28 protein-coding genes and 3 tRNA genes are annotated in these 26,736 nt (G+C 72.9%); 4 read left to right on the forward strand and 27 right to left on the reverse strand.

The window, feature by feature from the left end; all coding sequences use genetic code 11:
• Positions 1–56 precede the first annotated feature (56 nt).
• The 10 genes from NL142_RS14585 to NL142_RS14630 all read right to left on the reverse strand — a co-directional run bounded on the left by NL142_RS14585 (position 57) and on the right by NL142_RS14630 (position 9,502).
• A complete protein-coding gene (locus tag NL142_RS14585; protein WP_435080286.1) occupies positions 57–854 on the reverse strand; it encodes a tetratricopeptide repeat protein in 798 nt (265 codons plus the stop codon).
• Positions 855–970: 116 nt separating this feature from the next.
• Complete coding sequence (locus NL142_RS14590; protein ID WP_104293090.1) at positions 971–1,999, reverse strand: TerC family protein; 1,029 nt, start codon at positions 1,997–1,999, stop codon at positions 971–973.
• Between the two features lie 190 nt (positions 2,000–2,189).
• Positions 2,190–3,128, reverse strand: coding sequence for a TolB-like translocation protein (locus NL142_RS14595; protein WP_194684324.1), 939 nt, complete (start codon positions 3,126–3,128; stop codon positions 2,190–2,192).
• Positions 3,125–4,201, reverse strand: a complete 1,077-nt coding sequence (locus tag NL142_RS14600) for a sugar phosphate isomerase/epimerase family protein (protein WP_435080287.1) — start codon at positions 4,199–4,201, stop codon at positions 3,125–3,127. The genes NL142_RS14595 and NL142_RS14600 overlap by 4 nt, the downstream gene beginning before the upstream one ends.
• A gap of 128 nt (positions 4,202–4,329) precedes the next feature.
• Positions 4,330–5,121: an ABC transporter permease gene (locus NL142_RS14605; protein ID WP_435080288.1), complete on the reverse strand. Its 792-nt coding sequence runs from the start codon at positions 5,119–5,121 to the stop codon at positions 4,330–4,332.
• Positions 5,109–6,065 (reverse strand): ABC transporter ATP-binding protein, encoded by a 957-nt coding sequence (locus NL142_RS14610; RefSeq protein WP_435080289.1) that lies wholly within the window; start codon positions 6,063–6,065, stop codon positions 5,109–5,111. Before NL142_RS14610 ends, NL142_RS14605 begins: the two co-directional genes overlap by 13 nt.
• Positions 6,058–7,026: a SagB/ThcOx family dehydrogenase gene (locus tag NL142_RS14615; RefSeq protein ID WP_435080290.1), complete on the reverse strand. Its 969-nt coding sequence runs from the start codon at positions 7,024–7,026 to the stop codon at positions 6,058–6,060. Before NL142_RS14615 ends, NL142_RS14610 begins: the two co-directional genes overlap by 8 nt.
• A gap of 64 nt (positions 7,027–7,090) precedes the next feature.
• Positions 7,091–8,353 carry a YcaO-like family protein gene (locus NL142_RS14620; RefSeq protein ID WP_435080291.1) on the reverse strand — a complete coding sequence of 421 codons (1,263 nt, stop codon included), beginning with the start codon at positions 8,351–8,353 and terminating at the stop codon, positions 7,091–7,093.
• Positions 8,350–9,261: a TOMM precursor leader peptide-binding protein gene (locus tag NL142_RS14625; protein ID WP_194684316.1), complete on the reverse strand. Its 912-nt coding sequence runs from the start codon at positions 9,259–9,261 to the stop codon at positions 8,350–8,352. Before NL142_RS14625 ends, NL142_RS14620 begins: the two co-directional genes overlap by 4 nt.
• Before the next feature lie 10 nt (positions 9,262–9,271).
• Positions 9,272–9,502, reverse strand: a complete 231-nt coding sequence (locus tag NL142_RS14630; protein ID WP_104235286.1) for a hypothetical protein — start codon at positions 9,500–9,502, stop codon at positions 9,272–9,274.
• 172 nt (positions 9,503–9,674) lie between these two features.
• Here NL142_RS14630 and NL142_RS14635 point away from each other — a divergent pair, with 172 nt between their 5' ends.
• The gene (locus tag NL142_RS14635) at positions 9,675–10,337 is read left to right on the forward strand and encodes a YqaJ viral recombinase family protein (RefSeq protein WP_194684557.1); all 663 of its coding nucleotides are present in this window, start codon (positions 9,675–9,677) and stop codon (positions 10,335–10,337) included.
• Between the two features lie 180 nt (positions 10,338–10,517).
• Positions 10,518–11,570, forward strand: a complete 1,053-nt coding sequence (locus NL142_RS14640; protein ID WP_081840896.1) for an NADP-dependent oxidoreductase — start codon at positions 10,518–10,520, stop codon at positions 11,568–11,570.
• A 155-nt stretch (positions 11,571–11,725) separates the two neighbouring features.
• On the opposite strand, the gene NL142_RS14645 is transcribed toward NL142_RS14640, so the two are convergent.
• The 5 genes from NL142_RS14645 to NL142_RS14665 all read right to left on the reverse strand — a co-directional run bounded on the left by NL142_RS14645 (position 11,726) and on the right by NL142_RS14665 (position 17,088).
• Positions 11,726–12,937 (reverse strand): serine hydrolase domain-containing protein, encoded by a 1,212-nt coding sequence (locus tag NL142_RS14645; protein ID WP_435080292.1) that lies wholly within the window; start codon positions 12,935–12,937, stop codon positions 11,726–11,728.
• On the reverse strand, positions 12,934–13,926 hold the full coding sequence (locus NL142_RS14650) for a glycoside hydrolase family protein (RefSeq protein ID WP_435080293.1): 993 nt from the start codon (positions 13,924–13,926) through the stop codon (positions 12,934–12,936). The genes NL142_RS14645 and NL142_RS14650 overlap by 4 nt, the downstream gene beginning before the upstream one ends.
• The gene (locus NL142_RS14655; protein ID WP_435080294.1) at positions 13,926–14,750 is read right to left on the reverse strand and encodes a carbohydrate ABC transporter permease; all 825 of its coding nucleotides are present in this window, start codon (positions 14,748–14,750) and stop codon (positions 13,926–13,928) included. The genes NL142_RS14650 and NL142_RS14655 overlap by 1 nt, the downstream gene beginning before the upstream one ends.
• Entirely contained in the window at positions 14,750–15,586 is an 837-nt protein-coding gene (locus tag NL142_RS14660; RefSeq protein WP_043584209.1) for a carbohydrate ABC transporter permease, read from the reverse strand. Before NL142_RS14660 ends, NL142_RS14655 begins: the two co-directional genes overlap by 1 nt.
• 152 nt (positions 15,587–15,738) lie before the next feature.
• Complete coding sequence (locus NL142_RS14665; RefSeq protein ID WP_435080295.1) at positions 15,739–17,088, reverse strand: ABC transporter substrate-binding protein; 1,350 nt, start codon at positions 17,086–17,088, stop codon at positions 15,739–15,741.
• Positions 17,089–17,290: 202 nt separating this feature from the next.
• Between NL142_RS14665 and NL142_RS14670 the strand changes: the two genes are divergently transcribed.
• A complete protein-coding gene (locus tag NL142_RS14670) occupies positions 17,291–18,376 on the forward strand; it encodes a LacI family DNA-binding transcriptional regulator (protein ID WP_435080296.1) in 1,086 nt (361 codons plus the stop codon).
• A gap of 25 nt (positions 18,377–18,401) precedes the next feature.
• Here NL142_RS14670 and NL142_RS14675 read toward each other — a convergent pair whose 3' ends face one another.
• From NL142_RS14675 to NL142_RS14700, 6 genes are all read right to left on the reverse strand, one after another.
• A complete protein-coding gene (locus NL142_RS14675; RefSeq protein WP_435080297.1) occupies positions 18,402–18,998 on the reverse strand; it encodes a GNAT family N-acetyltransferase in 597 nt (198 codons plus the stop codon).
• A gap of 149 nt (positions 18,999–19,147) precedes the next feature.
• A complete protein-coding gene (gene rplA, locus NL142_RS14680) occupies positions 19,148–19,834 on the reverse strand; it encodes a 50S ribosomal protein L1 (protein ID WP_012299879.1) in 687 nt (228 codons plus the stop codon).
• A 99-nt stretch (positions 19,835–19,933) separates the two neighbouring features.
• Positions 19,934–20,365 (reverse strand): 50S ribosomal protein L11, encoded by a 432-nt coding sequence (gene rplK / locus NL142_RS14685; RefSeq protein ID WP_012039476.1) that lies wholly within the window; start codon positions 20,363–20,365, stop codon positions 19,934–19,936.
• Between the two features lie 53 nt (positions 20,366–20,418).
• On the reverse strand, positions 20,419–21,453 hold the full coding sequence (gene nusG / locus NL142_RS14690) for a transcription termination/antitermination protein NusG (protein ID WP_194684293.1): 1,035 nt from the start codon (positions 21,451–21,453) through the stop codon (positions 20,419–20,421).
• A 185-nt stretch (positions 21,454–21,638) separates the two neighbouring features.
• Positions 21,639–21,911 (reverse strand): preprotein translocase subunit SecE, encoded by a 273-nt coding sequence (gene secE / locus NL142_RS14695; RefSeq protein ID WP_012039478.1) that lies wholly within the window; start codon positions 21,909–21,911, stop codon positions 21,639–21,641.
• A gap of 87 nt (positions 21,912–21,998) precedes the next feature.
• A tRNA-Trp gene (locus NL142_RS14700) sits at positions 21,999–22,071 on the reverse strand.
• A gap of 189 nt (positions 22,072–22,260) precedes the next feature.
• Here NL142_RS14700 and NL142_RS14705 point away from each other — a divergent pair.
• Positions 22,261–23,478, forward strand: coding sequence for a pyridoxal phosphate-dependent aminotransferase (locus NL142_RS14705; protein ID WP_194684291.1), 1,218 nt, complete (start codon positions 22,261–22,263; stop codon positions 23,476–23,478).
• A gap of 33 nt (positions 23,479–23,511) precedes the next feature.
• On the opposite strand, the gene NL142_RS14710 is transcribed toward NL142_RS14705, so the two are convergent.
• From NL142_RS14710 to NL142_RS14735, 6 genes are all read right to left on the reverse strand, one after another.
• Positions 23,512–24,666 (reverse strand): UDP-N-acetylmuramate dehydrogenase, encoded by a 1,155-nt coding sequence (locus tag NL142_RS14710; protein ID WP_435080298.1) that lies wholly within the window; start codon positions 24,664–24,666, stop codon positions 23,512–23,514.
• A gap of 7 nt (positions 24,667–24,673) precedes the next feature.
• Entirely contained in the window at positions 24,674–25,114 is a 441-nt protein-coding gene (locus tag NL142_RS14715) for a MaoC/PaaZ C-terminal domain-containing protein (protein WP_435080299.1), read from the reverse strand.
• Positions 25,111–25,560, reverse strand: a complete 450-nt coding sequence (locus NL142_RS14720) for an FAS1-like dehydratase domain-containing protein (RefSeq protein WP_435080300.1) — start codon at positions 25,558–25,560, stop codon at positions 25,111–25,113. The genes NL142_RS14715 and NL142_RS14720 overlap by 4 nt, the downstream gene beginning before the upstream one ends.
• A 607-nt stretch (positions 25,561–26,167) precedes the next feature.
• Entirely contained in the window at positions 26,168–26,359 is a 192-nt protein-coding gene (locus NL142_RS14725; RefSeq protein WP_194684286.1) for a hypothetical protein, read from the reverse strand.
• Positions 26,360–26,527: 168 nt separating this feature from the next.
• Positions 26,528–26,601: transfer RNA gene (locus NL142_RS14730), tRNA-Met, on the reverse strand.
• 38 nt (positions 26,602–26,639) lie between these two features.
• A tRNA-Thr gene (locus tag NL142_RS14735) sits at positions 26,640–26,711 on the reverse strand.
• Positions 26,712–26,736 lie beyond the last annotated feature (25 nt).

The raw sequence follows: 26,736 nt of genomic DNA on the forward strand, positions 1-26,736 counted from the left end.
CATGTTCCTATGAATGAGCCATGAGACGGCCATGGGCCGGCTTCCGCTGTAGCGGATCAGGACAGGATCAGCGCCCCGCTGCGCAGGCCCTCCGCGATGAGGGCGTACAGGACCAGTGCGATCAGGATCGCGCCGATGATCCACGAGCTCACGTCCACGTCGCCGAGCTCCGGGTCCACGCGGCGCTCGAGCCGCCGTGCGGCACGCGCCCCGTAGGCGCACCCGATGCAGATGACCACGAGCGTCCCGACCACGGCGATGCCCGTCCAGCGCGCGAGCGCCGCCGCCGGTCCGCCCACCAGCGCGACCACCCACACCGCCAGGAGGCCCAGGCCGAAGACGACCCCGAGGATCCACCCCACGGCCTTCAGTCCCTCCTCCGCCACCGCCACCGACAGCTCCCGCGCCATGTCCTCGACGACGTGCGGATGGGGCCCCGGCAGCCGGTAGCGCGCGGCCTTCCGCTCGCGGCGCGTCATCCGGGCGGGGTCGGCGAAGTGCGCGCGGTGATCGGCGATCGCCGGAGCGAGCGCCGCGAGTTCCTCCGGCAGCGCGGTATCCGGCGGCAGCGCCAGGAAGGCCGGGATCTCGTGGTCCCCGATCCCCGAGTGCGCGATCATCCGGGCCAGCCGGTCGCGCTCCACTTCCGTCGTCCAGCCGGGGACGCCGATGCCCCACCGACCGGCCTGGTCGGGCGCGATGAGCTCGCGGTACAGCCCGGCGAGGGCGAGCCGGGCCGGGGCGTCGCGGGGGTCCTCGCGCAGGTGATCCTTGAGGAGGGCGAGCGCCGCGGCCCGGTCATGCTCGTCCCAGAGCAGGCGGGCGCGGGTCGGGGCGTCGGGAGCGTCGGGCACCGGCCGATGCTGCCAGGTCGGCGCGCGCGGCGAGCGGGCAGCGCACGGGCGCCCGCGGACGACGACGGGCCCGGCGCGTGGTGCGCCTGGCCCGGGTCGTGCGGAGGTGCGAGGACCTAGTGCTTGTCCTCCGTCGCGCGCGTGACGGTCTCGCCGTCGACGCTCGCGCGGTCCTTCTTCTGCTTGTCCCCGCGGGTCTTCGCGAGGCTCGCGACGGTGGCGACCGTGATGGTCGCGCCGATGAAGAGGAGCGAGAACCAGATCGGGATCTCGGGCGCCCACAGCATCGGCTCGCCGCCGTTGATGAAGGGCAGCTCGTTGACGTGCATCGCGTGCAGCACGAGCTTCGCGCCGATGAAGGCGAGGATCACCGCGAGGCCCTGCGACAGGTAGACGAGGCGCTCGAGCAGGCCGCCGATGAGGAAGTAGAGCTGGCGGAGGCCCATCAGCGCGAAGGCGTTCGCGGTGAAGACGATGTACGCCTCGTTCGTGAGGCCGTAGATCGCGGGGATCGAGTCGAGCGCGAACACCAGGTCGACGAAGCCGATCGCGATGACGCAGAGCAGCAGCGGGGTGACGAAGCGCTTGCCGTCGATCTTGGTGGTGAAGCGGTCGCCGACGAACTCGTCGTGGACGGGGAGGATCCGGCGGGCGATGCGCACGAACATGTTGTCCGCCGCGTTGCCGCCGTGGTCGCCCTTCAGCTGCTGGTACGCGAGCACGAACAGCAGCGCGCCGAAGATGTAGAAGACCCACGAGAAGTTCTCGATGAGCGCGGCGCCGAGCGCGATGAAGCCGGCGCGCATGATCAGCGCGATCACGATGCCGATCATCAGCACCTTCTGCTGGTACTTCCGGGGTACGGCGAACCCGGTCATGATCAGCAGGAACACGAACAGGTTGTCGATCGACAGGGCCTTCTCGGTGAGGTAGCCGGCGAAGTACTCGCCGCCGTAGCCCCAGCCGCTCGTGAAGCCGATGCCGACGCCGAAGATCAGCGCGAGGCCGATGTAGAAGGCCGACCAGCGGGCGGACTCGCCGATGGTGGGCTCGTGCGGCTTGCGCACGTGGGTGAAGAACTCGTAGACGAAGAACGCGATGGTGACCGCGATCGTGATGAGCCAGGTGGTCGTGGTGATGTTCACGGGGGTCTCCGGTGATGAGGCCGACGGGAATCGGAACGGCTAGGTGGCGCGCGGACCCGTCAATGATCCCATGCGGGATCTCCTCACACCGGGGAAATGCCTGCGCCTACGCTCCGCGGATCGTGCGTGCCACGGGGCCGCACGCCCGCGGAGCCGCAGGACCGCCCGACCGCCTGCCGGCCGGGTCAGGTCAGGTCAGGCTCGGCGCCTCGAACGGGTACGCGACGTAGGCGAACCGGCGCGAGTCGGGCGCCCAGCTCGTGACGTTGATGGTGCCCTGTCCGCCTGGGAACGCCGCGAGGTCGCGCGTGCGGTGGCTCTGCCGGTCGATGACGCGGAGGATCACGTCGTGGTCGGCCGGGTGCCCGAGCGTGCCGGGCGGGAAGCTCAGGTAGACGATGTGCTCGCCGTCGGGCGACGGGTGCGGGAACCAGTTGACGCGCTCGTCGGAGGTGAACTGGTGCGTGTCGGAGCCGTCGGTGCGCATCGTGAACAGCTGCGCGTGGCCCGGGAGGTCGGATCCGCGCTCGGAGTTGAAGTAGAGCCAGCCGCCGTCGGGCGAGAACTCGGCGCCGTCGTCCGGGAAGCCGTCGTCGGTGAGCTGCGTGGTGGGGCCGCCGTCGACGGGCACGAGGTGGATGTTCGTGGTCCACTCGCCGCGCGCGTCGAGCTGGCCGCCGATGACGCTGAGCATCGAGCCGTCGGGCGAGACGCCGTGCAGGTAGTTCTTGAAGCCGAGCGCAGGATCCCGGTCCGCCGTGATCCGCCGCCCCTGCCCGCCCGCGCCGTCGTTCCAGAGCACGTCGTACAGGTGGCCGTCGCGGCCGGAGACGTACACGTGCGCGCCGTCGGGCGACATGACGTGGTCGTTGTTGATGGGCGGGACGCCGCCGAGATCCACCGCCTGGAAGTCGACCGCGGGCTCGGGCAGGTCCGGATCCGGCTCCTCCGGGTCGGGCGCCGGCAGCCGCCAGAGCCCGCCCTCCGCGTTGACGACGAGCCAGCGGCCGTCGGGCGTCCAGTTGGGAGCCTCGATGTGCAGCACGGCCGACTCGGCGACCATGCGCTCGGCGCCCGTCTCCACGTCCATGACGAGGAGGCGAGCCAGCTGGCCGTCGCGCAGCGTCACGCGGTGGATCCGGCGGTGCCGTCGGCGGGCGTCGCGGCGGGCGTCGCGGCGGGCGCGTCGTCCCGGTTGTTCGCGAACGCCGAGTCGAAGAGGCTGTCGGGCGTCGGCCAGAGGAGGGAACGGACCTGGGCGAGGGCGTCGGGGGCTCCGTGCAGGCGGTCCATCCCCGCATCCTCCCACTCGACCGACACGGGGCCGTCGTAGCCGATGCTGCGCAGAGCTCGGAAGGCGCGCTCGAACGGGACGTCGCCATGGCCGACCGAGACGAAGTCCCAGCCCCGGCGCGGGTTGCCCCAGGGCAGGTGGGATCCGAGCCGGCCGCCGCGACCGTCCGTCGTGACGCGCGTGTCCTTGGCGTGCACGTGGTAGATCCGGTCGGCGAAGTCGAGGAGGAAGCCCACCGGGTCGATGCCCTGCCACATCATGTGGCTCGGATCCCAGTTGAGGCCGAAGCCGGGGCGGTGTCCGATGGCCTCGAGCGTGCGGCGGGTGGTCCAGTAGTCGTAGGCGATCTCGCTCGGGTGCACCTCGAGCGCGTACCGCACGCCCTCGTCGTCGAACACGTCGACGATCGGGTTCCAGCGGTCGGCGAAGTCCTGGTAGCCGGCGTCGATGACCGACTCCGGCACCGGCGGGAACATCGCGACGTACGGCCAGATGCGGGATCCGGTGAAGCCCGTCACGCGCGTGACCCCGAGCACCGCCGCCGCCTTCGCGGTGAGCTTCAGCTCCTCGGCGGCGCGCTGGCGCACGCCCTCGGCCTGGCCGTCACCCCAGACCTTGGAGCGGAGGATCGCCTGGTGCCGGAAGTCGATCGGGTCGTCGCACACGGCCTGGCCGGTGAGGTGCTGCGAGAGCGCGTGCACCTGGAGGCCGTGGCGCTCGAGGATCTCGAGGCGGCCGCGGAGGTACGCCGGATCCTCGGCGGCGCGCCACACGTCGAGGTGCTCGGCGGAGCATGCGATCTCGAGGGCGTCGAACCCCCAGCCGCTCGCGAGCCGGGCGACCTCCTCCAGCGGCAGGTCGGCCCACTGGCCGGTGAAGAGCGCTACGGGGGTGGTGATCTGGGGCATGGTTCCCTCTCGTCGACGGTGACGGTGACGGCGCGGTGCGTGCGGTGCGTTGCGTGCGGTGGCGCGGCTCGGTGACGGCGCGCGGGATCCACGCTACACACCGGGCCGCGCCCGCTCCCGGGTGGCCGTCAGCGAAAGTTCGCCGACTGCGTGCGCTGGTAGCCCGCGAGGGTGATGCCGCCGAGCAGCACCGCCCACGCCGCGAGGAGGATCAGCGGGATCCCCATGGCCGCCGTGTCCTGCCGCGCCGCCGCACTCGTCAGCGTGCTCCACGCACCGGTCGGCAGCAGCACCGTGAGCGACGCCCACGGCGTGCCGCTCGTGTCGCCGCCCGTGAACAGGCCGCCCGCGAACGACAGGGGCAGGTACACGAGGTTCGCGAGGCCGAGCGCGCCGCGGGCGGGGAACCAGTAGCCCATCGCGAGGCCGAGCAGCGCCATCGGCACGGCGCCGGCCAGCACGGCGAGCGCCACGGATCCGAGTGTCGCCGCGTCCACCCGGACGCCGCCCGCGAGGATCCCGACCGCGACCACCGGGATCACGAAGACGACGCCGAAGACGCACGCGACCGTGAGCTTGGCGGCGAGCCGAATCCACGCGGGCACGGGCGCCGTGAACAACCACCGCTCCCACGGAGACTCCCGGGCCGACGCGACGCCCACGCCGAACTGGAACGTCACCGTGCCGAGCACCGAGAACAGCACGTAGCCGAGGAGGACGCTGAGCCGCGCGCTCGGCGGCCCGCCCTGCGGCAGGCCGACGACCGCGTAGATGAGCACGGGGTAGGCGAGGAGCGGCAGCACGAACGCGGGCATGCGCGCGTTCTGCGCGAGCTCGCTCACGACGTGGGCGCGGTAGATGGCGAGGCGGCGGCCGGGGGCGGCGCGGACCGGGCTCGGCGCGGCGGTCATCGGGCGCATCCCGCGTGATCCTCGGTGCGCGACGGATCGGCGGGGATCGCGTCCGCGCCACCCGTCAGCACGCGTTCCACGATCTCGCCGAGCCCGGGCTCGACGACCGTGAGGCGGGGCTGCGGCACGGCGGCGAGCACCAGCCCGGCGACGACGTCGGAGCGGTCGGTGTCGATGACCCACCGGATCCGCTCGAGGCCGCGCGGCTCCTCCCCCGCCTCGGGCACCGCGCCGGACGATCGCAGGCGCCGCGCCTCGGCGACGGTCGCGTCGAAGCCGACCCGACGGACACCGGCCAGCCCGCGGAAGTCGGCGGCGGTCCAGTGGCCGACGACGCGCCCGTGGTCGAGGCAGACGACGGTGTCGGCGAGCGCGGCGACCTCCTCCATGTCGTGCGACGCGAGGAGCACGGTGCGCCGGGAGTCGCGGACCGCGGCGATGGCGTCGCGCACGGCGGCCCGACCCGGGATGTCGAGCGCCGCGGAGGGCTCGTCGAGCACCACGACGGGCGTCCCGGCGCCCACCACGCACGCGAGCGCGACCCGCCGTCGCTCGCCGCCGCTGAGGCCGCCGGTCTGGCGCGACGCGAGGCGGTCGAGGTCGAAGCGGTCGATCGCAGCGGCCGGCGTGAGCGCGGCGGCGTGCGGCACGAGGGCGAGCGCCAGCACCTCGCGCACCGTGAGGTACTCGGGGAACGCGAGCGCCTGCGGCATGACCGCGACGAGCGCCGCCGTGGGACCGCCGCGGCGCACGTCGTGGCCGAGCACGCGCGCCCGGCCCGCATCCGGGCGCCGGGTGGCGGTGAGCACGTCGATGGCCGTGGTCTTGCCGGATCCGTTCGGCCCGAGCAGCGCGTGCACGAGCCCCGGCGCGAGGGAGAAGGACGCGGCGTCGAGCGCGCGCGTCCGGCCGAAGGTGCGGGTGATCCCCTCGAGCTCGATCGCGTCAGTCATGGGATGCCTCCTCCTCGGCGAGACGGCGCGCACCCGGCTCGGCGCCGCCGAACGAGATCGCGTACAGGGACGACTGCGTCACCCCGTCGAGCCCGAGCACCGCGTCGAGCTCGTGGTCGACGAAGCCGACCCAGCCCAGCACCGGCAGCCCCAGCGCGGTCGCGACCAGGAGCGCGTTCTGACCGACGTGCCCGGCCTCCAGCAGGGTGAGCCGGTAGCCGCGGAGCCCGTACTTGCAGCGCGAGCGCTCGAAGCTGCCCGTGATGACGACGGTCACCGCGGCCGTCTCGGGGATCGGCGCCATGAGCGACGGCGCCGCGCGGCGGAACCGCGCGAGCCGACCGTCGCGGTCGAGCCCGGACACGTCGACGAGCGTCTCCTCGAGCGGGTCGAGCTGGTGGATCCCCGGCTCGAGCCCCACGACCGATCGCGCGACCACGTGCAGGTCGAGCGGGTACAGCCCGCCGCCCGAGGGCACGAACCGCCCGGGCGTGCCGTCGCCGCGCGGACCGTAGGCGAGGCGAAGCACGGTCGCCAGCTCGGCCAGCTCGACCGGCCGACCGAGCGTGCGCGGCTCCGCCGACCGGCGCGCCGCCAGCGTCGCGCCCAGCTCGTGCCGCAGCGGGAGCGCGCGCGGCAGGGGCAGCGCCGGGAGCAGCCGCGGCGCGGAGGTGGCCCCGCCCGGCCCGGCGTCCGCGACACCATGCGCCTCCTGCGCCATCTGGTGCGCGTACCGCACGTCGGTCCAGCCGGGGTGGGTGATCCGCGTGATCTTCGACGCCTCGTGGAAGTCCTCCGCGGGGTCGCCCGCCGACCGGTCGACGGCTCCGCCGACGCTGAAGATCGGCCCCACGCTCCCGAGGGAGCGCGCGGACGCGGGGGTGCCGGCATCCGCCACCACGGACGGACCCGTCGGGGCCTCCGCGCGCTCGGGGGTGGCGTCGGTCTCGATGGTGCTCATGGGATCCTCCTGGTGCGGCGGGCGGTGGGACGGCGGCGGGGACGGGGACGGGCGGTGCCGCCCGTCACGGGAACGGATGCGGGACGGGGACGAGGTCGGCCGGCCCGTCGATCGCGGGCCCGTCTCGCCACCGCCGGTAGAGGCGCGGGTGCCCGAGGAACCGCGCCGCGTGCACCACGTCGAGCGCCACGAGGTCGGGGCTCAGCGCGCGCACCACGTGGAAGCCGGCCGCGCGCACCTCGGGTGCCGTGATGTCCGCGAGCAGCACCTCGATGCCCTCGCGGTCGAGACCGGCGACGACCTCCGCCCAGCTGTCGGGGCCCCCGACGGCCGCGACCCGCTCGTCCGAGGCGTCGAGCGCGGCCGTGAGGGGGCGCGCGGACGGGCGGCAGTGCAGCCGGATGTGGTCCTCGAACTCGACCACGTCCGCCGCGTCGATGGTCGGCTCCGCCAGCAGCCGCAGGCACCAGTTGTGCGTGTGCAGCGCCTCGCGGACCGCGTTGAGGATCGCCCGGTCGAGCCGGAAGTCGGCCGCGCAGCCCACCGCGACGCCGATGCGGTCGCTGCGCATGACCGCGAGCATCACGGGCACGTCCGCCGCCGCGTCCAGCACGCGCACCGAGAACGACGCGCCGAACCGGCCGCACAGCTCCTCCAGGCGCTCGAGCTCCCGGAGCGTCGCGTCGGTCAGCCGGGGGCTGCCGCGCCAGTCGAAGGCCGGGGGCGTGGATCCTCGGAGCCAGGTGCGCTGGAACGCGTCGCGCTCGATGAGCTCCAGCACGGCGCGGCCCGCGGCGAACCCGAAGTGCGGCCCCGCCGCGACGCCGGACGAGGTGGCCGGCTCGACGTGCGGCTCCCGGTGCCCGTCCGCGCGGTGCGGGTCGTCGAACACCACCAGCTGCGCGGGCACGTGCACGGTCGTGCCCCGATGCAGCGAGCGCGCCGGCATCCACGTGAGGAGGTCGCCCGGCCGGGCGCGCTCGTAGTGGAATGCCGGATCCTCGCGCTGCGTCGGGTGGAAGCGCTGGAAGGCGTCCGGCCCCACCTGGCGGGCGTCGGCGCCGAGGGGCGCGCGGAACCCGCCGGGCGCGCACGCGAGCGACATGCGCTCGACGGCCTCGCCGATGCAGGAGCGCCTTGCCTCCATCCGGGACCCGCCCGGCCCCATGCTGAAGCGCTCGGACTCCGTGCCGGTGAGGAACCCGGTGTCCGCGGAGCGGCCCGAGTACAGCGCGTCCGGGATGGCGTCGGGCGTGAAGGCCATGGGATGCGCGTGCTCCACCAGCCCCGTGTACGGGCTGACGACGCCCGCCCCGCCGCGGCTCATGCCCGCCACGGCGAGGCCACGCCGGCGTAGGGGCGGGGTCCGCACGTGCCGCAGCGCGCGACGCGGAACACGGCGTGCGCCTCGGCCTCCATGACCTTGGGCTCGATGACGAGCACGGTGCTGGCCACGAGCCAGTCGTGGGCGTGGATCCACCGGGCGGCGTAGCGCGCGGCGAACCCGGCCGTGATGGCGTCGAGGCTCGGGTCGCGGGGCACGACGGCGACCGCGTCGGCCGCCGCGGCGTGATCCGCGGCGAACGGCGTAGTCGACGCCCAGCGCAGCGCAACGCACTCCAGGCACGGCCCCTCGCCGGGCACGACCACCGGCCCGACGAGCTGGAACCGGCCGTCGAACGGATGCACGGGGAGCCACGGGCGCCCCGCGGCGTGCATGCGCGCGCCGACCTCGCGGAGGACCGGCCGGGAGCCGACCGCGATGACGAGGTCGGCGTCGTGCTCGTCGCCGAGCTCGGCCGAGGGGAGGGCCTCCGCCAGGCCCGTGAGCAGCGAAGGGATCATGTCGCCCACGAGCGCGACCCGCGCAGGCGACGCGGGGTCGCGCACGGGACCGAGCCCGGTGCGGTCGCCGCCGTTGCGCCGCGCCTCGTCGAGGACGTGCGCGAGCTCGTCGGGGACGGATCCCGCGGAGCCGGACGGCGACCCGACCACGACGTCGCGCAGCACGAGCTCGTCGACCAGGTGCGCCACGGCGGGGGCGTGCGCGGCGAAGGCCCGGTCGAGGTCCGCGCGGGTGAAGGGACGGGAGAGGAGGCGCGACACCGCGGAGACGGCGTCGCCGGAGGGCAGCTGCAGGGAGACCAGCTCGCGACCGCCGAGGAGGTGGAGGGTGTCCTCCACCTCCCCGACGGCGTAGCGGGGACTCACCGAGTACGTGGTCGACGAATCCATGCGCGGGCGATCAGCGAGGCTGCTGGTGGCCGCTGCCGCTCGACGAGCACGTCGTGCTGCAGCACAGGGTGACGTCGCCCATCACCATCTCCTCCTCCGCGCCGCGGTGCGTGATGGTGAAGCCGAAGGCCTCCGCCAGCAGCGCGTCCGACGCCGCGTCGCCTGCGGCCGCCGGGGCGACCTCGGGCGCGGTGGTGGGCAGCAGCTGAGCCGGGGCCGCCGTTTCCATGAGCAGTGACATTGCCGTTCCTTCCTCTGGGTGGGTGGGACGAGGCCTTTCTAGCACGATCTTCCGTGCCCTGGGCAGATGCGCATCACCTGTTGACAACGCGTCTGCGAGGCGGCACGATCAGCCCGCGTCGAGGCGGCCCGGGTCGGATCCGGCGCGTACCCTGGAGCCCGTGACGGACGAGATGCTGGCCTTCCCCTGGGAGGACGACCTCGCCCCCGCAGCACCCGCGCCGCCTCCTCCCCCGCCGCACCTGACGCGCATCGTCGCCCACTCGTCGGATCGCGTCGCCTGGCTCCGCGCCCGCAGCTTCGGCATCACCGCGACCGACGTCGCGCGCCTCGCGACCGACGCCTCGCTGCAGGCCGTCGCGCTCGAGAAGCTCTACGGATCCGGCTTCGGCGGCAACCGCTACACCGACCACGGCCGGGAGCGCGAGCCCGAGATCGCCCGCTGGGTCGAGGCGGAGCACGGCATCGTGCCGAGCGCGCACCTGTTCCACGCGGAGGGCCAGCGCCGTCACCTGGCGACCCCCGACGGCGTGGGCCTCCGGTCAGACGGCCGGCTCGAGCTCGCGGAGATCAAGACGACCGCGAAGCCGTGGCGCAGCGTCCCGCGCAACTACCTGCGGCAGATCTGGTGGCAGCAGTACGTGCTCGGTGCCGAGCGCTCGCTCATCGTCTGGGAGCAGCACGTGGACTTCGTGCCCGTGCACGACATCCCGAAGTGGAAGTGGATCGACCGCGACGAGGCCGAGATCGCCGCGCTCGTGGCGCGCGCGAACGACCTCATCGCGCTCATCGTGCGCATGGCGAACGCGCCGGCGGGAGCCCGCGGCCTGGCCTGAGCCGCGCTGCCTGCGAGGCCCGACCCGGTGCGCGCGCCGTCGCGGTCGGCGAGTGCCCTCGGCATTCTTCTCGCCCGGGGAACACCGCGGAAACACGCCCGACTCACTCGGCGGCTTCACTGGATGAGCGTGGGCAGGTGGGATCCACGATGCCGCCGCGTTCCGAGGAGGGGTCGCACGATGAGCCAGGTCGTCCAGTCGAGAGCCGGCGTCGCCGCCGCCGCCGAGCGGGATCGGGCGGCGGCCGCCGTCGCCCTGGCGCCCCACGGGGAGACCATGCGCGCGGTCGTCGTCACGGAGACCGGGGGGCCCGACGTCCTGCACCTCGCGGACGTGCCGGTGCCGCACCGCCTCGACTCCGAGGTGCTCGTGAAGGTCGTCGCCGCGGGCGTGAACCCCATCGACCTGCGTCTCCGCGCGGGCGAGCCAGGCGGCCCGACGCTCGGCGTCCTGCCCGCGGTGCTCGGCCGCGACTTCAGCGGCGTCGTCGTCGAGTCGCCCTACGAGGACCACGCGCTGCATCCGGGCGACGAGGTGTTCGGCCTCGCGATGGTGCCGCGGATGCCCGGCAGCTACGCCCCCTACATCGCCGTCCCGAGCGTGAGCCTCGCCAGGAAGCCCGCGCGCCTCTCGCACGTGGAGGCCGCGGCGACGCCCGTCAGCGCCCTCACCGCGTGGGGCATGGTCGTCGACATCGGCAGGGCGCACGAGGGCCAGGTCGTCCTGATCCACGCGGGAGCAGGCGGCGTCGGCCACTTCGCCGTGCAGTTCGCGCGCCACTTCGGCGCCCGGGTCGTCGCGACGGGCTCGCCCCGCAACGTCGACTGGCTGGCCGAGCTCGGCGCCGACGAGGTCATCGACCGCTCGCAGGTGCGCTTCGAGGACGTGCTCGCCGACGTGGACGTGGTGATCGACCTGGTCGGCAACTGCACGGACGACACCGGCACCCGCTCGCTGCAGGTCCTCCGTCGTGGCGGCCTCCTGGTCAGCGCTCCCGTGCGCGGCTGGCCGACGCTCGTTCAGGACGCGGCCGCGGTCGGCGTGCGCGCCACCCACTACGAGGTCGCGCCCGACGGGCAGAAGCTCGCCGTGATCTCCCGGCTGCTGGAGTCCGGCGACATCAAGGTCTACGTCGACGAGGTCTTCGACCTGGAGGACGCCGCCGAGGCGCACCGCCACATGGAGAGCGGGCACGCCCGCGGCAAGGTCGTCCTCAACGTGGCGCGGGGCTGATCCGCAGCGACAGGCAAGGTCGTCCTCGACGTGGCGCGGGGCTGATCCGCAGCGACAGGCAAGGTCGTCCTCAACGTGGCGCGGGGCTGATCCTCGCCGACAGGCAAGGTCGTCCTCGACGTGGCGCGGGGCTGATCCTCGCCCGCCGTGTGCGCTCAGCGCTCCAGCGCCTCCCGCAGCGCGTCGACGATCCGGGTCCCGCGGTCGTCGTCGGCCTCCATCCGGTTCGTGAGGAACGCGAAGCCGACCCGGTGCTCGACGTCGGCGAAGGCGACCTGGCCGCCGGCGCCGTCGTGGCCGAGGCTGCCGGATCCGAGGTAGCGGCGCGCGGCCGAGTCGAGCTGGAAGCCCATGCCCCACCGTGGCCACGGGCCCTGCACGTCGAACGCGGACGGCTCGTCGCCGCCGGAGACGGGACGGGTCGCGAGGCGGATCGTGTCGTCGTCGAGCAGGCGCACGCCCGCGGTCTCCACGACCACGGCCGACCATACGGCGGCGAGCGCATGGGCCGTGCCGATGCCGCCGGCGCCGGGGACCTCCGCCGCCTGCACGTCCGCGCGGGAGAAGCCCGCGTCGTCGCCCACGAGCTCCAGCGGCAGCGCGCCGCCGAGCGTGAGGGCGCGCAGCGGCAGGTCGGATCCGCCCGCCGCGACATCCTCGCGCTGCCGGGAGGTGAGCTCCCGCAGCGTCGTGCCCACGCGCATGCGCGCGACGCGCTCGCCGACCTCGGGCGGGATCCCGATCCAGGCGTCCACTCCCAGCGGCCCGGTCGCGAGCGCCTGCAACCACGCGCCGGGCTTGAGCCCGGTGACCCTCCGCACGATCTCGCCCGTCAGCCAGCCGTGCGTGATGGCGTGGTACGCCCACGCGGTGCCCGGCTCCCACCTCGGCTCCTCCGCCGCGACGAGCGCGGTCGCGCGATCCCAGTCGACGAGGTCGGACAGCGTCCAGTCCACCCGCGGCGCCGCGAGCCCGGCACGGTGCGCGAGCGCGTCCGCGACCCGGGTGCGCGCCTTGCCGGCGCGCCCGTACTCCGGCCACAGCTCGGCGACCGGCTGGTCGTAGCGGAGCCGCCCGTCCTGGACGAGGCGCGCGACCAGGATCGACATGACCCCCTTGGTCGCGGAGAACAGCACGCTCGGGGTGTCGAGCCCCCACGCGCGGCCGGTCACGTCGTCGGCGACGCCGCCCGCGAGGTCCACCACCACGTCGCCACGGCGCCGGATGGAGAGCGCGGCGCCCGTGCCGACGTCGGACGCGACGGCGTCCGCGAACGCGCGCCGCACGCCATCGAAGCCGGGCGCGACCCAGCCGACCACGCCGTCGACGCGCGTGCGGGCGCCGGCACCGGCGCCCGCGCCGGTCATGACGCCGACCCTACGGGCGTCGCGACCAGCAGCCCGGCCGCGTCCCAGCGCACGGGCACCGGATCCGGGATGCGGCCGACGAACGAGCCGTCCGCGCCGACGTCCTCGAAGCCCAGGAGCGCCGGACCCGACGGCGTCCTCACGATGCGCGCGGCGTACAGCCCCTCGCCGTGCAGCAGCCGAGCGCACCCGATGTCGACGGGGCGGCCGAAGGGCTGGTCGTCGTCGAGCGGCAGCGCGAAGACGCCGCCCTCCTGGCCGGCGCGCGCGCCCGCGAGGTCGGATCCCGCGCACGAGAACACGAGCACCCGCCGGCCCTCGACCTCGGCGACCTGCAGCACCTCGAGCTGCGCGAACCCGGCGCCGGGCGCGCTGAGCGGCGGAGCGGTCGCCCACGTCACGAGGTCGGGCGAGACCGCCTGGCCCACGACGCCCCGGTCGAGCGGATCCGCCCCGGCCTCGGATGCGTCCGCCCGGGATCTCGCGGTGACGAGCATGCGCCAGCCGTCGCCCGCGGGGTCCGGCTCGACCCAGGGATCCCGCCACGCCTCCTCGCGCCACGTGCCGTCGGCGAGCGTCTCGTACCAGCGCGGGTCGGCCGACAGCGCGGACACGCTCGCCTTCACCCACCGGTGCAGGTCGGTCGAGGTCGCCTGCAGCACGGTCTCCACGTTCATGCCCTCGTCGTCCCGCGGGAACACCGAGCCCGTGTACGACATCCGCCAGAGCCCCGACGGGTCGCGCGTCACGCTGCCCGTCCACGTCGCCGACGCGTCCGGCGACCCGGCCGGCCCGTGCTCGAGGACGACTCCGTGGTCGGTCCACGTGACGAGGTCGGTCGAGGTCGCGTGGCCCACGGCGGCGTTCCGGTGTCGCAGGTCGGGATCCCCGAGCGCGGTCGGCGCGTGCAGGTAGAAGAGGTGCGTCGTGTCGCCGTCGACCGCGGTCCACGAGTCCCAGACCCAGTGCCCGGGCAGCGCGAACGCCATCAGCCCTTCACCGCGCCCTGCAGCAGCGCCGCGATGAACTGCCGCTGGAAGATGACGTACACGATCACCGTGGGCAGCATCACGATGAGCGACGCCGCGAACAGCAGCGGCAGCGCGTCGATGTACTGGCCCTGGTACGCGCCGAGCGCCCCGGCCATGGTGCGCTCGCTCGGGTCGTCGATCATCACGAGCGGCAGCAGGAACTGGTTCCAGGTCCAGAGGAACAGGAGGATCCCGAGCGCCGACAGGGCCGGCCGCGCGAGCGGCAGCTGGATGCTCCGGAACTCCTGCCAGATGCTCGCGCCGTCCACGCGCGCGGCCTCCGACAGCTCCCGCGGCACGCCGACGAAGTGCGCGCGCATCCAGAACACGCTGAACGGCATGTACAGCCCGATGAGCGGGAGGATGACCGCCCACCTGGTGTTGATGAGGCCGAAGCCCGTCATCTGGTAGTAGAGCGGGATGATGATCGCCTCGAACGGGATGGTCAGCCCGATGATCATGGCGACGAGAACGTACTTCCCGCCGGGCACCCGGAGGTTCCCGAGCGAGTAGCCGGCGAGCGTCGCGCAGACGAGGCTGACGGGCACGACCATCACCACGATGAACAGGCTCGAGAGCATCAGCGTGCCGATGTTCCCGACCGTGAACGCCGTCACGAAGTTCTCCCAGTACGCCGGCGTCGGCCAGGAGAAGCCGTTGGGCAGCGAGTCGGGCGACTGCAGCGCGGCGGTGAGCATGCTGGCGAAGGGCAGCAGGGTGAGCACGAGGACCGCGATCAGGAGGATGCGGCCCACGACGAGCTCGGTGCGGTTGACGATCATCAGTCGCGCTCCCTCGAGAGTCGTTGGACGGGGAGCACGAGCAGCAGCACGAACACGAGCAGCACCACGCCGAACGCGGACGCGAGGCCCACCTGGCTCTGCACGAACGCGAGCCGGAAGATCTCGATGCCGGGCACGAGCGTGGTGGTGCCCGGCCCGCCCTTGGTGGTCGTGTAGATGATGTCGAACGTGCTCAGGGCGGCGATGACCGTGATGGTCACGAGCACCGCGATCTCCTGCCGGAGGCCCGGCAGGGTGATGGTGACGAACTCGCGGAAGAAGCCGGCGCCGTCGAGCCGCACCGCCTCGTAGAGCGAGCCGTCGATCTTGCCCATGCCCGTGAGCAGCAGCACGGTGCAGAGGCCCGTGAGCACCCAGGATCCGATGAGCCCGACCGCGGGCAGAGCCGTGCCGAAGTCGGCGAGCCAGGAACGGGACAGGAAGCCGAGCCCCACCGCATCGAGGATGGAGTTGATGGTGCCGGACTGCGCGTACATCCACGACCAGGCGATGCCCGCCGCGACGAGCGGGACGATCTGCGGCAGGAACAGGATGGTGCGCGAGATCGACGCGAACGGTCCCGGCTTCATGCCGCGCAGGAGCGTGGCGAGGGCGAGGCCGGCGGTGATGGGGATCACCATGAAGAAGACCACGAGGACCAGCGCGTTGACGATGGGCGTCAGCAGCCGCGTGTCCGTGAAGATCTGCACGTAGTTGTCGAGGCCGATGAAGGTGGAGGCGCCGATCCCGTTCCACTTGTAGAACGAGTACTGCACCGCCGTGATGAGCGGCCAGACGACGAACGCCCCGTAGGCGGCGACGGCCGGGAGCAGCATGATCCAGCCGACGGTCGCGGTCCGGCGGGCCTCGGGGCCGAGCCGGCGGCGCCTCGCGGGCGTGTGCCCGGGCCCGCTGCCTCGAGGGGACGGCCCCGCGGGGACGGCGGCGGCTGCCGTCGCCCCCGCGGGGATGGTGCGATCCGCGGTGCTCACTGTGCGGCGAGGTCCTGCTCGTAGAAGTCCTGCGTGGCCTTCAGGAAGTCCGCGGGCGTCATCTTGTCGGTGAGCAGCAGCTGCTCGTTCGGCTGGAGCGAGCCCTGGTAGATGCCGGCCGTGCTGTTCGCCATGAAGTCGACGAAGCCGTCGTCGTCGCCGACCTCGGCGGACAGCTCGAGGGCCTTCGCGATGAGGCTGCCCTCCTGGGCGGTCGGCAGGGCCTGGGCCGGGTCGCCGCCGGGCGATGCGCCCGTCACGTCGACGACGATCTGGCGCGCCTTCTCGTCGGTCACGATCCAGTTCAGGAACGCGGCGACGACGTCGGCGTTCTTCGACTTGGCCGGGATGGCGAAGGTGTTGCCCGTGCCCATCGCGACGTGCTTCCCGCCCGCCTCGACCGGCGGCACGAGGCCGAACTGCGCGCCGCCCTGGCCGAGGGCCTTCTCCACGTTCGCGGCGTCCCAGTTGCCGTCCCACATGAACAGCCCCTGGCCGGCCGAGAAGTTCGACACCATCGTCGTGTAGTTGATGGCGTTGACGTCCGGCGGGAGGTACCCGGCCTTCGCCCAGTCCTGGAACTGCGTGGCGCCCGCCAGCGCAGCGTCGGTCTGGATCGTCGCGCCCGGCTTGTTGTACATCCAGTCGACGAGGTCCTGCTTGTCGCCCTGCTGGTTGATGAGCGACTGCAGGATGAAGGTGCCGACGCCGTCCTGCATGCCGGTCTGGATGGGGAGCACGCCCGCGTCCTTCGCCTTGGCGAGGTCCGCCTCGAGCTCGTCCATCGTGGTCGGCATGTCGGTGATGCCCACCTGGTCGGCCAGCTTCTGGTTCATGTAGATGCCCGTGACGCTGTACCCGATGCCGAACTGCCAGAGCGAGCCCTCGCCGCGCACGCCCTTCTCGTCCATGCGGGCCCCCGCGAGCTGGCCCGCCGGGAAGCGGTCCCAGCCGTAGGCGTCGAAGTACGGGTCGAGGTTCGTGAGGAGCCCGTCCTTGACCGTGGTGCCGAGCGTCGAGAGGCGGATCAGGTCCGGGGCGTCGTCGCTCGCGAGGAGCCGAGGCGTGTTCGCCAGGAGGTTCTGGAAGCTGTCGCGCGTGATGTCGAACTTCACGTTCGGGTGCTGCTTCGTGAACTCGGCCGTCAGCTCGTCCGTGACCGGGAAGCCGGTCTCGTCTTGGATCCGGATGGTGACGTCGTCGGTGGGGATCGCGGTGCTCACGTCGCCCGCGGGCGCGGAGGCGACGGGCGCGCTGCCGGGCGCGCAGCTCGCGAGGGCGAGCGCCGAGATGGCGGCGGCGGCGGTGAGCGCTGCCGCGCGTCCCGCCCTTCTCATCGTGGACATGCGGTGACTCCTTCGTCAGGTGATGCGGGGGCGGGGCGGGCGGTGCAGCTAGCCGAGGGCAGCGGTGCCCGCGGTGTGGGAGGGTGATGGTAAATCCATTTATCGGATGCAGGAGATCATGCGCGCAGCGACGCCGGGTGTCAACCCGCCGTCGCTGCAGCGGTCGGGTCACCGGATACGCTCACGGGGAGGAGGACGGCACATGCGCCAGAAGCGACCGACCCTGGCGGACGTGGCCCGGCTGGCCGGCCTCTCCCCGACGGCGGCGTCGCAGATCCTCAACGGCACGCCCGAGACGCGCTTCTCCGAGGACTCCCACCGCCGCGTCCTGGCCGCCGCGGCCGAGCTCGGCTACCGCCCCAACATGGGCGCCCGCGCCCTCCGCACCGACCGGTCGCTCACCATCGGCTTCATCTCCGACGTCGTCGCCACCACGCGCTTCGCGAGCGGCCTCATCCGCGGCGCGCTCGTCGAGGCGGAGCGCGCCGGGCACGTCGTGCTCGTGCTCGAGACCGGCGGCGAGGAGGCGCGCGAGGCCGAGGCGGTGTCCGCGGTGCTCGATCGCCAGGTCGACGGCATCGTCTTCGCCACCATGCGCGCACGGGAGCTCGTCGTCCCCGACGTGCCGGCCTCGACGCGCGTCGTCATGCTCAACGCCACGAGCCCCCATCACGGCAGCTCCGTGCTGCCGGACGAGGAGGAGGGCGGGCGCCGCGCGGTCGACCTCCTCGCCGCCGCCGGCCACCGCGACGGCATCGCGCTGCTCGGCAGCGACGTCGAGACCGAGCGGATCCTCTTCCGCTCGGAGACCGTGGCCCGTCGGCTGCACGGGATCCGCGCCGAGATGGACGAGCTCGGCCTGCGCTTCGCGGCCGAGCGGTCGTGCGAGGACTGGGAGCCGGACGCCGGCTACGAGGCCGCGGGCGCGATGCTCGACGCGGCACCCGGGACCCGCGCGATCCTCTGCCTGAACGACCGCCTGGCGTTCGGCGCGTACCAGGCGTGCCAGGAGCGCGGGATCCGCGTCGGCACCGACGTCTCGCTCGTCGGCTTCGACAACGACGAGCTGGCGTCCTACTTGCGGCCCGGCCTCACGACCATCGCCCTCCCGCACGAGGAGATGGGGCGCGAGGCCGTGCGTCTCGTCCTGCGCGACGCCGAGCCGGGCGAGCGCCTCGTGGCGATGCCCGTGGTCGAGCGCGGCTCGATCGCCCGGGTCGCCCCGGCTGACGGCGGCGCGGCCTCGCTCGCGGCGGCGCGCCTGGCGGCCCTGGCGGCGTCGGCCTGACGGCCGGAACCCCAGCCGTGCCGCCCTACGCGGACGCGGTCGCCGCCAGCGCCTGCTCCATCACGTGATCCGTCTCCACCGCGTCCGACAGCCGGAACGACCGCGTGCCCACGATGCGGAACCCGCTGCGCTCGTAGAAGCGGATCGCACGCGCGTTGTGCTCGTTCACGCCGAGCCAGATCCCGGCCTCCACGTCACGCCCCCGCTCCCCCGCGAGCTCGCGCGCGACCCGCAGCGTCTCCGCCATGAGCGGCCGCGCGACGCCCGCCCCGTGCGACCCCTGCACGACGTACACCTTGCTCAGCTCGACCTCCGGCCGCAGCCGCAGCGCGCCGGCCACGTCGGCGTCCGCGGGTGGCGCGGCGACGACCATCGTGTAGCCGACCGGCCGCCCATCCACCTCCGCGAGGACGACCCGATGGGCGGGATCCGCGAGGTGCGCCCGGAAGCGCGCGGGAGACAGGACCGTGCGGATGTGCTCCGCGATCGCCTCCGCCGTCGTCGTCGGCGGGCACGCGAGCGCGAAGGTGCGGGCGGCGAGGGCAGCCACCTCGTCCGCGTCGGCGGGCGAGGCGACGCGGAAGGAGGGGACGGCGGGGGCGGCGGGATCCGGGATGCTCACCCTGTCGAGCCTAGGCAGCCGAGCGACCCGGGAACGACGGAAGGGCCCGCCGAGCCTCGATGGTCGCAGCCCCGGAGACGACGGAAGGGCCCGCCGTAGCGGGCCCTTCCTGTGCTGCTGGTCGTGCGTGCGCTTCTCGCGCGGCGGTGCTAGATGGAGTTGACGTCCACCGGGATGCCGGGGCCGAAGGTCGTGGAGACCGTGGCCTTCTGCACGTAGCGGCCCTTCGAGGAGGACGGCTTGAGGCGGACGATCTCCTCGAGCGCCGCGCCGACGTTCTCCGAGAGCTGCTCGGGCGAGAAGCTCGCCTTGCCGACCACGAAGTGGACGTTCGCGTGCTTGTCGACGCGGAACTCGATCTTGCCGCCCTTGATGTCGGACACCGCGCGCGCGACGTCCGGGGTGACCGTGCCGGTCTTCGGGTTGGGCATGAGGCCACGCGGGCCGAGCACCTTGCCGAGACGACCGACCTTGCCCATGAGCTCGGGCGTCGAGACGGCGGAGTCGAACGACGTGTAGCCGCCCGCAACCTTCTCGATGAGCTCGTCGCCGCCGACCTCGTCGGCGCCCGCGGCGATGGCCGCCTCGGCCGCGGGGCCCGTCGCGAAGACGATGACGCGGGCGGTCTTGCCGGTACCGTGAGGAAGGATGACGGTGCCGCGGACCATCTGGTCTGCCTTGCGGGGGTCGACGCCGAGCTTGAGCGCGACCTCGACGGTGCTGTCGAACTTGCTGGATCCGGTCTCGCGCGCGAGCTCGACGGCCTCCGAGGCGGTGTACGCCTTCGTGAGGTCGATCTTCTCGGCTGCGGCCCGGTAGGCCTTTGACTTCGCCATTCGTGTCTCCTGTTTCGAGAGTGCGGTTGATGTGAGCCTGGCCGGCTCTCCCGCGTGATGCTGGAGCGGATCCCGGTCGGGATCCGCGGGTGGTGGAGGCTAGGCCTCGACCGTGATGCCCATGGAGCGGGCGGTGCCGGCGATGATCTTCGCCGCGGCGTCGATGTCGTTGGCGTTGAGGTCGGCCTGCTTCTGCTCGGCGATCTCGCGGACCTGGTCCATCGTGAGCTTCGCGACCTTGACCGTGTGCGGCGTGCCCGAGCCCTTGGCGACTCCGGCGGCCTTCTTGATGAGCTCGGCGGCCGGGGGCGTCTTGAGGATGAACGTGAACGTCCGGTCCTCGTAGACGGTGATCTCGACGGGGATGACGTTCCCGCGCTGAGCCTCGGTCTGGGCGTTGTACGCCTTGCAGAACTCCATGATGTTGACGCCGTGCTGTCCCAGCGCCGGCCCGATGGGCGGTGCGGGGTTGGCGGCGCCGGCCTTGATCTGCAGCTTGATCAGACCCGTGACCTTCTTCTTCGGTGCCATTTCTCTTCCTTCTTCTTGATTGCTAGATCGAGCGGGCCGCGCGGCCCGACCGCCTAGAGCTTGGTGACCTGGTCGAAGCTGAGCTCGACCGGGGTCTCGCGCTCGAACAGGGAGACGAGCACCGTGAGCTTGCCGCTCTCGGGCTTGATCTCGCTGATGGAGCCGGGGAGGCCCGCGAACGAGCCCTCCTTGATCGTGATGGTCTCGCCGATCTCGAAGTCGACCTCGGCGGCGACGACGCGCTGCGCCTGGCCGCCCTTGGTGGGCTGGCCCTTGACCTGCGCCACCTCCTTGATCTCGACGAGGCTCTTCAGCATGGAGAAGGCCTCCTCGAAGCGGAGGGGCGTGGGGTTGTGGGCGTTGCCCACGAAGCCCGTGACGCCGGGGGTGTGGCGGACGACCGACCAGCTGTCCTCGTTGAGGGCCATGCGCACCAGCACGTAGCCGGGGATGCGCACGCGGTTGACCATCTTGCGCTGGCCGTTCTTGATCTCGACGACGTCCTCCATCGGGACCTCGATCTGGTAGATGTCGTCCTCCATGTTGAGCGACACCATGCGGTTCTCGATGTTGCTCTTCACGCGGCGCTCGAAGCCCGCGTAGGAGTGGATGACGTACCACTTGCCCGGCTTGGAGCGGAGCTCCTTGCGGAAGTCCTCGTAGGGGTCGACCTCGGCGTCGTCCTCGGTCGCGGCCTCGTCGGGGACCAGGTCGGCCTCGGCCTCCGCAATGTCGTCCGCGGTGGCGGGCGCGACGTCGGCGGGCTCGAGGGCCTCCTCGGCCGCCTCCTCCTCCGCCTCGTCGTCGGTCGCCTCGACGGCGGCCTCGGCCTCGTCGGGCGAGTCGATGTCGAGCGCGTCCTCGACGATGGCGTCGGCCTCGGGGTCCTCGACGGACTCCATCGCGTCGAGCGCCGCCGTCAGGTCGGTCTCGACCGAGTCGGACTCGACGTGCAGGGCGGTGTGCTCCGCCGCGTCCGAGCTCTCCTCGGAGGACTCGATGGCGTGGCCCTCCTGGACCTCGTCCACCTCGGAGGACTGCTCCGCCGCGGGGGCGAGGTCGACGTCGTCGCGCTTGCTCTCAGCCAATGGATCTACTTCCCTCGTTCTTCGTCGTGCGTTGCCGTTCTGTGCCGTGCTGGTCCCGGGCGCCGGGCCGCGCGGATGCGGGACCCGTGAGGATCCGCGCCGCTGCCGTGCTCCGCGCGCGTGGACCCGTGGTCCGCGCCGCTCGCCCTCCCGGCCCGTGCCGCCTCCGCGTGGAGGCCCTGGTGCTAGGCGCCGTTGCCGAACACCACGATGGCGAGGTACCCGAACAGCTGGTCGAGGAGCGAGACGATCACCATCATGACGATGACGAAGGCCAGCACCACTCCCGTGAACGTCAGCAGCTCCTTGCGGGTGGGGGTGACCACCTTCTTGAGCTCCTGCACGACCTGCTTGATGAAGAGCACCAGCCGGGCGAAGGGGTTGCGTCGTGCGTCCCGCTGCTCGCGAGCCTGCGCGACGATCTCCTCGCTCGGCTCGTCGACGATCTTCCGCGCCACGCGTGGGTCCCTTCCTGCATTGCTCGGCTTTCGCCCGGAGTTCGGGCGAGCCGCGATGTCACGTGCCCGGGGACCCGTTCCATCTAGCAGGGCGGACAGGACTCGAACCTGCAACCTGCGGTTTTGGAGACCGCTGCTCTACCAATTGAGCCACCACCCTCTGCGTCGACACCCACCTGCCCTCATGCACCACGACCGTGCGAGCACGGACGGAAGAAGGCGCGGAAGAGCATGGCGGAGATACCGACCCGGACGAGTGTACCAGCATCCGCGGGCGCACGGTCGGGCGGCGGCCTGGCGGTCGTCGGCACCCGCGTGGCGCCGGGCGCGGATCCCTATGCTCACATGCATGGCCGAACCGCAGAGCACCATCCCCCTCAGCCGCGTCTCCACCCGCATCGGATCCATCGCCGAGTCCGCGACCCTCAAGGTCGACGGCAAGGCCAAGGCCCTGCAGGCCGCCGGACGCCCCGTCATCAGCTTCGCGGCGGGCGAGCCCGACTTCCCGACGCCCGACTACGTGGTCGAGGCCGCGGTCGAGGCCGCGCGGGATCCCCGCAACCACCGCTACACCGCGGCGGCCGGCCTGCCCGACCTCCGCGAGGCGATCGCCGAGAAGACCCGCGTCTCCTCGGGCCTCGACGTGGGCATCGACCGGATCATCGTCACCAACGGCGGCAAGCAGGCCGTCTACCAGGCGTTCCAGACGCTGCTCGACCCGGGCGACGAGGTCCTCGTGCCCACTCCCTACTGGACCACATACCCCGAGGCGATCCGTCTCGCGGGAGGCGTGCCCGTGGACGTCTTCGCGGGCGCCGACCAGGGCTACCTCGTCACGGTCGAGCAGCTCGAGGCCGCGTGGACGCCGCGCACCAAGGTGCTGCTGTTCGTCTCGCCGTCGAACCCGACCGGCGCCGTCTACTCGCGGGAGCAGACCCGCGAGATCGGCGAGTGGGCGGAGTCGAAGGGCCTCTGGGTCATCAGCGACGAGATCTACCAGGACCTCGTCTACGACGGGGCCGAGGCCGCGAGCATCGTCGACGTGGTGCCGGCGCTGGCAGACCGCACGATCCTCGTCAACGGCGTCGCCAAGACGTACGCGATGACCGGCTGGCGCGTCGGGTGGATGGTCGGCCCGGCCGACGCCATCAAGGCCGCGGGCAACCTGCAGTCGCACCTCTCCTCGAACGTCTCGAACGTCTCGCAGCGCGCGGCCATCGCGGCGCTCCGCGGCCCCCGCGACACCGTCGACCGGATGCGCGAGGCCTTCGACCGCCGCCGCCGCACGATCGTCGCCGAGCTCGACGCCATCCCCGGCTTCGTCACGCCCACGCCGCAGGGCGCGTTCTACGTCTACCCCGACGTCACCGGCCTCTTCGGCCGCGACATCGACGGCGTCACGCCGACCACCTCTCTCGAGGTCGCCGACGTGCTGCTCGAGAAGGCGGAGGTCGCGGCGGTGCCCGGCGAGGCGTTCGGCCCGAGCGGGTTCCTGCGCTTCAGCTACGCGCTCGGCGACGAGGCGCTGCTCGAGGGCGTGCGCCGGATCCGCGACCTGCTGGCCTGATCCGCCGCCCTGCCCCCACGGGTCGGCCCGCCCCTAGAGGGCGAGGCCGACCAGCACGGGCTCGGGCTGCAGGATCACGCCGTGCTCGCTCATCACGCGGCCCTGCACGTAGCGCGCGAGGGCGGCGACGTCCTCGGCGGTCGCGGTGCCGCGGTTGGTGAGCGCGAGCGTGTGCTTCGAGGAGACGGCCGCGCCGGATCCCGGCAGCCGGAACCCGCGGCTGACGCCCGAGCGCTCGATGAGCCAGGCGGCGCTGAGCTTCACGCCGGCGGGCTCGCGGCGCCGGCGCGCGGCAGCCTCGCGCTCGATCGCGTCGGCGACCTCCCACGCGTCGCCGAGCGGCACGACGAGGTCCTGGGGCGGATCCTCCTGCGGCCAGCGCGGGGCGTCGGCCGGGAGCGTGCGCGCGAACGCGGCGCTGACGATGGGGTTCGTGAAGAAGGAGCCCGCGCTCCAGGTGTCGTGGTCCGCGTCGTCGAGCACCATGCCCTTGGAGGCACGGAGGGCGAGCACCGTCTCGCGCACGCGGGCGACGGGGACGCGGTCGCCGAGCTCGACGCCGAGCGCGCCGGCGAGCTGGGGATAGGCGACGGGCAGGCCGAGCGCGTCGGGACCCTCGCCGCGGGTGAGCGCGAAGTCGACCGAGAGCACGACGCCCACGCGGCCGCGCTTGAGGGCGGAGGTGCGGTAGCCGAGGCCGAGGTCGGCGGCGCCCAGCCGCTCGACCGCCCCGGTCTCGTAGTCGAGGAAGTCGACGCCCTCGAGGACGTCGGCCACCTCCTGGCCGTACGCGCCGATGTTCTGCACGGGCGAGGCGCCGGTGGATCCGGGGATCCCGGAGAGCGCCTCGAGCCCGGTGAGGCCCTCGGCCACGGTGCGCGCGACGAGCGCGTCCCACGGCTCGCCAGCCTGCACACGGACGAGGACGGTGCCGTCGGCCCGCTCCTCGCCGGCCTCGACGCCGCGGGTCGCGATGCGGATCACGGTGCCCTCCACGCCCTCGTCCGAGATGAGGGAGTTGGATCCGCCGCCGAGGACCATCCAGTCCTCACCCACGGCCCACAGGCCCATGAGGGTGTCGACGAGCTCGTCGCGCTCGCTCACGGTGACGAGCTCCTCGGCCGGTCCGCCCACGCGGAGCGTGGTGAGGTCGGCGAGCGGCGCGTCGCGGTGGGTCTCGATCGTCACGGGGGCCCTACGCCAGCCGGACCTGCGCCTGCGCGCGGCCGAGGACGGTCTTGCCGTCGACGGAGACGGCGATGTCGATGCGCACCGTGCCGGCATCGGCGTCGATCGCACCGACCTTGGCGACGATCGAGAGGTCCTGGCCGTCGGCGGGATCCACGACCACGGGCCGCGTGAACCGCACGCCGTAGGACACGACGCGCGAGGGATCGCCCGCCCAGTCGGCCACGGGCTGCACGGCCTGGCCCATCGTGAGCATGCCGTGGGCGAGGACACCCGGCAGCCCGACCGACGCGGCCACGTCGTCCCGGTAGTGGATGGGGTTGAAGTCGCCCGACGCGCCGGCGTAGCGGACGAGGGAGTCGCGCGTCAGGTGCACGGAGCGCTCCGCCACGACGTCACCCACGGCGAGGTCGGCGAGCACGGGCACGGCCGCGGCGGCGGCGCTCACGCGTCGTCCCCGCGGACCACGAGGGTGGAGACGGCGGTCACGACGTGCGCGCCGGATCCGTCGACCATGGCGGACTCGGCGGTCACCATCGCGTTGCCGCCGAGGGTCGCCACCTTGGTGACGGTGAGCGTCGCGGTGAGCTCGTCGCCCGCGACCACCGGCCGGCTGTAGGTGAAGGCCTGCTCGCCGTGGACCACGCGGCTGAAGTCGATGCCGGCGTCGGGCTCGGCGAGCAGCTGCGCGAGCGTCGCCTCCTGGAGCACGACGGGGAAGGTGCTCGGCGCGACCACGTCGGCGTGGCCGGCGGCGCGCGCGGCATCCGGGTCGAGGTGGACGGGGTGGGTGGCGCCGACGGCGCGGGCGAACTCGCGCACCTTCTCGCGTCCCACCAGGTACGGGGCGGCGGCGGGGAGCACGCGACCCTGGAGGTCTGGATTCACTGGCACCGGACGATCCTACGCGGCGGCCGTCGGCGCGACCGGGGCGGGCCTCTCCCCTCCCGGGTACGCGAGAGCCCCGGCCCCCACTTCTCGTGGGGACCGGGGCCCGGGTCGCGATTCCGCTGCTGCGGCGTCAGCTGCCTACTGGCAGGAGTCGCACTGCAGGAGCTCCATGGGGTCGACGGGGATCGCGTAGCCGCCGACGGTGTCGTTGTTGTCGTAGTCCATGGGTGCCTCCCGTTGTGTCTGGTCGGGAACCGCCGGTGCGGTTCCTCAGGTCTCGTGGCTCTCGCCCCGATGGCCTCCGGATCCGCGTCTTCGCGAGGATCCGGGTTGCTCGGCCACCCGGTGGGGCGGTGAGGTTCTCCACTATATAACCCGAACTACAGACCTGTCATTCCACTACATGTAGTGGTTCGGCGTGTCGCGGCGCCTTCCGCGTCGTCATGCGGATCCGGGCGCGCTGGCCGGATCCGGAGCCCGCGCGGACCCGGCGTGTCGCCCCTCATCGACCCGGGACGACCGACCGGGGGACGCACGAGGGCCGCCGCGAACGCGTCGCGGCGGCCCTCGTGCGCTCGGTGCGCTCGGTGCGCGGAGTGCGGAGTGCGGATCAGGCGTCGCCCTCTCGCGCCTCCTTCTCCTCCTCGGACTCGCTGGCGGTGTAGTCGCCGCCGGCGGGCGCCTCGCGGCGCTCCTCGTCGTGGGCGTCGGGGACGGGGTTGCCCTGGGTCTTGTAGAGCACGTCGTCGTGCTCGGCGCCCGAGGCGTGGTCGGGATGGTCGGGGGATTCGTGGTGGGTCATGCCCGGAGGCTACGCCGTGGGCGGGGGCGCCGGAAGGGCGGCGGCCGCTTCAGGACACGCGGCGGAGGCCCCGCGTGCAGGGGCAGGGCAGAGGAAAGGCCCCGGAACCTGGCGAGAGGTGTCCGGGGCCTATCGAGGAGGACGGATCCTTGACGATCCGTGCTTCCGTAGCGGGAGCGGGACTTGAACCCGCGACACCACGATTATGAGCCGTGTGCTCTAACCACCTGAGCTACCCCGCCATGACCCTCGTCGACGGCCGCGGCCGCCTGAGGGATCGAGCCCCCAGTGAGGATTGAACTCACTACCTCTTCCTTACCAAGGAAGTGCTCTACCAATGAGCTATGGGGGCGTGCCCGGGCGCGTCGGAGACGCGC

This window comes from Clavibacter quasicaliforniensis (genome assembly GCF_051201715.1).
Lineage (GTDB): Bacteria > Actinomycetota > Actinomycetes > Actinomycetales > Microbacteriaceae > Clavibacter > Clavibacter seminis.